Raw genomic sequence first — 6,774 nt, 5'->3', positions numbered from 1 at the left:
CGGACAAGCCACGCTATTTGATGGGCGTCGGTCGGCCCGAAGATCTGTTTGAAGCGGTTTGTCTGGGTGTGGATATGTTTGACTGCGTGATGCCAACGCGGAATGCACGAAATGGTCATTTATTTGTACATGAAGGTGTCATTAAAATTCGCAACAGTCGTCATAAAATGGACACAGGACCTTTGGATCCTTACTGTGATTGTTATACCTGTAAAAATTACAGTCGCGCCTATTTGCATCATTTGGATCGTACCGGTGAGATGCTCGGTCCAAGACTGAATACCATTCATAATCTGCATTATTATCAACGCTTGATGCAACAGCTGAGAGACGCAATCGCAGCGGGAAATCTTCAACAGTTTCGTCAATCGTTTTACGCAATGCGTCAGGATCGTGCAGAATAGGTTAATTGGCTATCAGCCGGCAGTTGGCTGTGGCATAATCACTGTCTTTTATTTGCCAGTTTAGAGGAAATATGATGGATTTTCTGATTTCACCTGCTTTTGCTGAAACTGCAGCATCAACGGGTTCGCCGGGCTTGCTTGATTTTGCGTTCCCAATCATTTTATTAGTGCTTTTTTACGTGATGTTGATTCGTCCGCAGCAAAAACGCGCTAAAGCCCACCGTACTATGCAGCAATCACTGGCGAAAGGTGATGAGGTTGTAACGGATGGTGGCTTGATGGGCAAAATTAATGATATCAACGATAACGCGATTAACTTGCAGATTGCAGAAACTGTCGAAGTTAAAGTACGTCGTGAATCAATCAATTCAGTGCTTCCAAAAGGCACATTGAAAAAACTGTAAATATGAAAAGGCTGCCTGCGAGCAGCCTTTTTGCTATCTGGATATCAAGATGAACCGATACCCCCTCTGGAAAAATTTACTGGTTGTGACTGTAATACTCACGGCCATTATCTATGCCATGCCAAACCTGTTTGGTGATGATCCTGCTGTACAGGTTTCTGCCGGAAGACTGAACAACGTTGATTTGCAGTTGGTTAATGAAATCGAATCAAGCCTTAAACAGGCTGAAATCCCATACAAGGGTGTAGTGCTGGAAGAAAACCGTTTATTGATTCGTTTCAGTGAAGCCAATGAACAGCTCGAGGCACGTGAACTTATTCAGCAGAAACTGAGTTCTGAAGATTATATCGTCGCTTTGAATTTGGCACCCAATACTCCGGCCTGGTTACAGTCTCTTGGGGCAGAACCGATGAATCTTGGTCTGGATTTACGCGGTGGTGTGCATTTCCTGATGGAAGTGGACATGGATGCGGTGTTGAAGCAAACACTCGAAAGTTATGCCAGCGATATTCGTATTTTATTACGTGATAAGACAATTCGCTATACCCAGGTCAACGTTGAAAATGGTGTTTTGACCTTTGGCTTTCGGGAAGCAGCAGATCTTGATGCGGCTATTGATGCAATCGATCGCGAATACAATGAGCTTGTGGTTGCTATCGATGAAAATGCAGAGCGTCCAACCGTCACTATAAACTTAAATGACACGATTGTTCGCGAAACGCAGAACCTGGCTTTACAACAAAACATCACCACTTTGCGAAACCGTATTAACGAGCTGGGTGTCGCTGAACCTACTGTGCAGCAACAGGGGCAGGATCGCATTGTTGTTCAATTGCCGGGTGTGCAGGATACCGCTCAGGCGAAAAAAATTCTTGGTGCCACGGCAACCCTGGAATTTCGCTTAGTCGATTTTGAAAGTGATGTTCAGGATGCGGTCAACGGACGAGTTCCTGCCAATTCTGAATTATATTATCACCGCGATGGCAGACCTTATCTATTGAATAAGCGGGTGATGCTGACCGGTGAACATGTTATCAATGCGGCCTCAACAATAGACGGTCAATCCGGTTCGCCGGCCGTATCGGTGACATTAGATGGAAAAGGCGCACGCATTTTCAGCAATATTACCCGTGACAATATCGGTAACCCGATGGCGGTGGTTTTCATTGAGTCTAAAGTTGAAACACAGATAATTGATGGCGAAGAAGTCAGTGTACGACGTCAAATCCCGGAGATTATCAGTGTCGCTACTATTCGTGATCAACTCGGTAAAAAGTTTCAGATAACCGGTTTGGACAGTACGACTGAAGCACGGGATCTTGCTTTATTATTACGTGCAGGTGCATTGGCAGCGCCAATCGATATTGTCGAAGAGCGTACTGTTGGGCCTAGCCTGGGGCAGGAAAATATTGATCAGGGTTTTGCTTCAGTTATGATCGGCTTTGCTCTGGTACTGGTATTTATGATTGTCTGGTATCGATTGTTTGGTGCAGTGGCTAATCTGGCTTTAGCAGCCAACCTGGTGTTAATTGTGGCGTTGTTGTCAATGTTACAGGCTACACTCACCATGCCAGGTATTGCAGGTATTGTGCTGACAGTTGGTATGGCGGTTGATGCGAATGTGCTTATTTTCGAGCGTATTCGTGAAGAATTAAGACTGGGTAACAGCCCACGTGCCAGTATTGATGCCGGTTATTCAAAAGCATTTTCAACTATTGCTGACGCTAACATTACAACGTTGATTGCTGCGATAGTGTTATTTGGTTTTGGTACCGGAACCATTAAGGGGTTTGCTATCACACTGACGTTAGGCATTTTGACATCAATGTTTACTGCGATTGTAGGCACACGCATGGTGATTAACCTTGTTTATGGCCGTAAGCAACGACCAAAACTGTCCATTTAATTAAGGCTTGTGTCATGCATTTATTGAGCAAAGAAACAAACATTAATTTCGTCGGGATCCGAAAAATTGCATTAGCATTTTCGGCAGTATTAATACTGATTTCGGCGTATTCAATCGTGACCAACAGTTTGAATTTCGGAATCGATTTTACCGGCGGCACAATGATTGAGGTGGGATATCCTCAGGCAGTCGACCTTGGGGAGGTCCGTTCAATACTTGAACAGGGTGGTTACGGTGATGCTTTAGTTCAGAATTTTGGCTCTTTAACGGACGTACTGATACGTTTGCCCGTTATTGAAAGTGAAAATATGGCTGAAATAAGTAATCAGGTTGTGGCTTTATTGCAAGCAGAGCAAACCGATGCTGTTGAGGTTAGAAGAGTCGAGTTTGTGGGGCCTCAGGTGGGCGAAGAGCTTGCTGAAGATGGCGGTCTGGCGATGGTTTATGCGCTGATTGGTATTCTTATTTATGTGGCACTGCGCTTTGAATATCGTTTTGCGATTGCCTCGGTGCTGGCGTTAGTCCATGACGTTGTTATTACTGTTGGGTTTTTCTCGTTTTTCCGTCTGGATTTTGATCTGACAGTGTTGGCCGCTATCCTGGCCGTGATAGGTTATTCGCTGAACGATACCATTGTAGTCTTTGACAGGATCCGTGAAAGCTTTCTGAAGATGCGTAAAGCGGAACCACTTGAAGTAATTAATACTTCGATTAATGCCACTTTAGGCCGGACCATCATGACATCGATGACGACATTGCTGGTTGTTGTGGCATTATTTGTATTTGGTGGTGAAGTAATTCACGCTTTTGCCACGGCGCTGCTTATCGGAATTCTGGTGGGGACTTATTCATCTATTTATATTGCAGGCACTGCTGTATTGCTGATGGGGGTAACTAAGACTGACTTGATGCCGCCTGAAATAGATGAAGATGGTGAAGTTAACCCTGATGGGAGTCAGGTTTAAAATTAAAAGGCCCGCATGATGCGGGCCTTTTTTATTGATATTTTTTGGCAGCGGGAAAAGTGTCTACGTATTCAGTTCGTTTAATGCGAGCTTTTTCCATAGATACAATATTGTCTGAAGGTTGGCTGGTATTGTAATCTTGAACATTCTCATGCTGAGTTTCCACTTTGAGTATACGTAATCCCTCATAGTTGCTTTGATAACTCATGAACGTTGCAAACTCCTCAAGTCCCTGCATGATTTGCCTCAGATCCAATTCCAGTGATTTGTTTTTCATTTTTCTCACTCTGTTCCTAGTATGAACCGTAGCGGCCTCTGGCAAGAAATCTTGAGAAAAAACATCTTGCCAAATAAGGATGTGGTTTATATCAACCAGTTTCAATATTCTATATGCAGATTTACAGGGTAAAATTTATATAACTAATTGATTATAAAAATAATGATGTTTTGCAGCAGTGCAGTTAGGATAATTTCCTGAAAGGTTGAGGATTTTCCTGATGGTCAAGGATCTCTAAGTACGTATCTTTGAAAGGGTTTTATAAAGGAAGGAGAAATGAATGTATCACCTAAAAAAATATGGATTGTTCCTGTTTTTTATCTGGCCACAATGGCTGATGGCAGATGAAATTGAGGTCACCATGCATTATGTTGGACCCACTGAAGGACAAGTCTGGCTTGGCGTGCAACAGGGACTTCAGGAAGCCAATCTTCAGGGAGGGTTCCTGGGACAAAAATACCAAATAGAAGTCGTGGAGCCTGATGCACTGGAAACAACTGAGATTGAAACGGTGCTGTTGTTAGCGACAGATGACGATTACATAATGAAAGTGGCTCAATCAGAACAGTTTGCTGCAATACCGGTGATAAATCTTATTTCACGCTCGGATGAGTTACGTGAATCCTGTCTGCCGAATCTATTTCATATCACGCCAAGTGATGAAATGCGTGCTGATGCTCTAGCGCAGTGGCAGGAAAAGAATCCGGATAAGCCTGCAAATGTACAAAGCTGGCACGAAGATTTTGTAAAGTTTGCTGCTAGCCAGTTAAACAACCGGTTTAAAAAATCTCAAGGTGAGGCAATGACGGACCAGGCATGGGCTGGCTGGGCTGGAACCAAAATGATTGCAGACTCAGTGGTGCAAACCATGCAGTATGATGCAGAGTTTATGTTGAATCATCTTAAAACGGACCTGGTGTTTGATGGACAAAAAGGCGATAACGCTAATTTCCGTGAGAATGGGCAGTTACGACAAATTCTATTGTTAGTAGATAACGATAATAAAATTGTTGCTGAAGCGCCGTTACGTGGTTTTAAAGGTGGCTTGGATAGTCTTGGTAAAGTTACCTGCAAATAAAATTAAAAAATACTATGGAGAACGCTGAATGAAATTTAAAACACTTTTGTTAAGTTCACTGATTCTGGCGAGTACCGCCGCATTGGCTGAACCTACTCATCGCTTGTTTGCCACCAATGAAAAAGATAATACGGTAAGTGTGATTGATTCCCGCACCAATAAAGTTGAAACGACAATTGATATAGGGCAACGGCCTCGGGGTATTGGTCTGTCGCCTGATCAAACCATGCTGTATGTCGCTATCAGTGAAGATAATGCCATTGCTGTAGTTGATGTAAAAACGTTGGAAGTTATCAAAACCCTGGATGCAGGTGATGATCCTGAAACATTTGGGGTTAATCCGGTGAGCGGTCATATTGTGATTTCGAATGAAGATGATGGCGAGGCGACCTTCCTTGATCCTAAATCAGGTGAAAAGCTGGCAGTGGTTCAGGTCGGTATTGAACCCGAGGGTGTAGCAGTATCTCCAACCGGTAAATATGCTTTGGTCACCAGTGAATCAAGCAATATGGTGCATATTATTGAAACAACTAAATACGAAGCAGTGGCACATCTTGTTGTAGGCGCACGTCCAAGAGGCTTGGCTTTTAACAGTAATGGCAGTCTGGCTTATGCCACCAGCGAAATTGGCAATGAAGTTGCCATTATCGATATGGAAACACTGAAAGTAATCAAGAAATCAGGTATTGATGTAGATAACTCAAAGCCGATGGATATCAAAGTCAGTCCTGATGATAAAATGCTTTATGTCACCACAGGACGTGGTAATTCGGTAGCATTTCTCGATGCGGAGACTTTGGAATTAAAAGGTAATGTTCCTGTTGGCAAACGTGTCTGGGGCTTGGATCTATCGAAAGACGGTTCGATGATTTACACTGCTGACGGGGTGGACGGCACTGTTTCAGTTGTAGATACTGCTAAGCAGGAGCGTATTAAAACCATCGAAGTCGGCTCCTTCCCATGGGGTGTTGCTCTGGACGACTGAGTATAAAACATAACTGAAATTAAACCCTGCAGCGTTATGCGTTGCCGGGTTTTTTTATGATTAAAAATATAAAAGAGACAAGAAAAATTTTGTGAACTATTGCTGACGCGCTATGATGCCGCACATGAAAGTTATACTGCGCTTAATCGACATTTGTCTGTTCCGTTCAGGACCAGATAGCCTTCCGGCTAATAATCAACTGATGCAATTGCTATTGTTGATATATTTTATTGTCAGCGTATCGGTCAACCAAATTGATATGTCATTCCGAATCAGTCTATGGATTGGTTTAACAGATGTGATCGTATTAACGACTCTTCTTTATGGACTGCTTCGCCTGAACCACTTTTTGCCGCGTTACCAACAGTCATTAATGGCATTGGCCGGCACCGGCAGTCTGTTGGGTCTGTTAGCCATGCCACTGCTATGGGCCTTTCATCAGTACGCTGAACAATCAGATACAGCAAATTTCATCTTGTTTGCACTGATGTTGGTGATGTTATGGAGTTTGATGGTCACCGCACATATCATACGCCGCAGTATTGAAACATCAGCACCTAAGGCGGTTGCTTTAACGGTTTTATACGTAGTGCTGGCTATTGTTATTAATGGCCTGGTCATGTCCGGAGTAGCCTGAATGCATATCCATATTTTAGGCATCTGCGGTACCTTTATGGGGGGACTGGCTTTACTGGCTCGTGAACGTGGTTTCGATGTTTCCGGTTCTGATGCCAATGTTTACCCGCCAATGAGCG

Annotated in this window: 9 protein-coding genes; 8 read left to right on the top strand and 1 reads right to left on the bottom strand. The window is 43.5% G+C overall.

Going from position 1 to position 6,774, the window contains the following annotated elements; all coding sequences use genetic code 11:
• The 4 genes from B3182_RS14840 to secF all read left to right on the top strand — a co-directional run.
• On the top strand, nucleotides 1-404 hold a 404-nt coding region (locus B3182_RS14840; protein WP_292753332.1), incomplete at its 5' end, for a tRNA-ribosyltransferase family protein.
• Between the two features lie 74 nt (nucleotides 405-478).
• Nucleotides 479-808 carry a preprotein translocase subunit YajC gene (gene yajC, locus B3182_RS14835; protein ID WP_014707521.1) on the top strand — a complete coding sequence of 110 codons (330 nt, stop codon included), beginning with the start codon at nucleotides 479-481 and terminating at the stop codon, nucleotides 806-808.
• 49 nt (nucleotides 809-857) lie between these two features.
• Nucleotides 858-2,714 carry a protein translocase subunit SecD gene (gene secD / locus B3182_RS14830; protein ID WP_292356300.1) on the top strand — a complete coding sequence of 619 codons (1,857 nt, stop codon included), beginning with the start codon at nucleotides 858-860 and terminating at the stop codon, nucleotides 2,712-2,714.
• A 14-nt stretch (nucleotides 2,715-2,728) separates the two neighbouring features.
• Nucleotides 2,729-3,679 (top strand): protein translocase subunit SecF, encoded by a 951-nt coding sequence (secF, locus tag B3182_RS14825; protein WP_292356302.1) that lies wholly within the window; start codon nucleotides 2,729-2,731, stop codon nucleotides 3,677-3,679.
• A gap of 31 nt (nucleotides 3,680-3,710) precedes the next feature.
• Here the strand turns inward: secF and B3182_RS14820 are convergent, their stop codons facing one another.
• Nucleotides 3,711-3,956: a hypothetical protein gene (locus tag B3182_RS14820; RefSeq protein ID WP_292356303.1), complete on the bottom strand. Its 246-nt coding sequence runs from the start codon at nucleotides 3,954-3,956 to the stop codon at nucleotides 3,711-3,713.
• Nucleotides 3,957-4,236: 280 nt separating this feature from the next.
• Here B3182_RS14820 and B3182_RS14815 point away from each other — a divergent pair, with 280 nt between their 5' ends.
• The 4 genes from B3182_RS14815 to B3182_RS14800 all read left to right on the top strand — a co-directional run.
• Entirely contained in the window at nucleotides 4,237-5,034 is a 798-nt protein-coding gene (locus B3182_RS14815; protein ID WP_292356305.1) for an ABC transporter substrate-binding protein, read from the top strand.
• A gap of 28 nt (nucleotides 5,035-5,062) precedes the next feature.
• The gene (locus tag B3182_RS14810) at nucleotides 5,063-6,019 is read left to right on the top strand and encodes a PQQ-dependent catabolism-associated beta-propeller protein (RefSeq protein WP_292356307.1); all 957 of its coding nucleotides are present in this window, start codon (nucleotides 5,063-5,065) and stop codon (nucleotides 6,017-6,019) included.
• 124 nt (nucleotides 6,020-6,143) lie between these two features.
• Complete coding sequence (locus tag B3182_RS14805) at nucleotides 6,144-6,656, top strand: hypothetical protein (RefSeq protein WP_292356308.1); 513 nt, start codon at nucleotides 6,144-6,146, stop codon at nucleotides 6,654-6,656.
• The coding region (locus B3182_RS14800; protein ID WP_292753350.1) for a Mur ligase domain-containing protein at nucleotides 6,657-6,774 on the top strand (118 nt) is incomplete at its 3' end.

Source organism: Methylophaga sp. UBA4204, from assembly GCF_002379485.1.
Lineage (GTDB): Bacteria > Pseudomonadota > Gammaproteobacteria > Nitrosococcales > Methylophagaceae > Methylophaga.
Note: the sequence above shows the minus strand (reverse complement) of the source record. Positions and strands in the feature narration are given on the sequence as shown.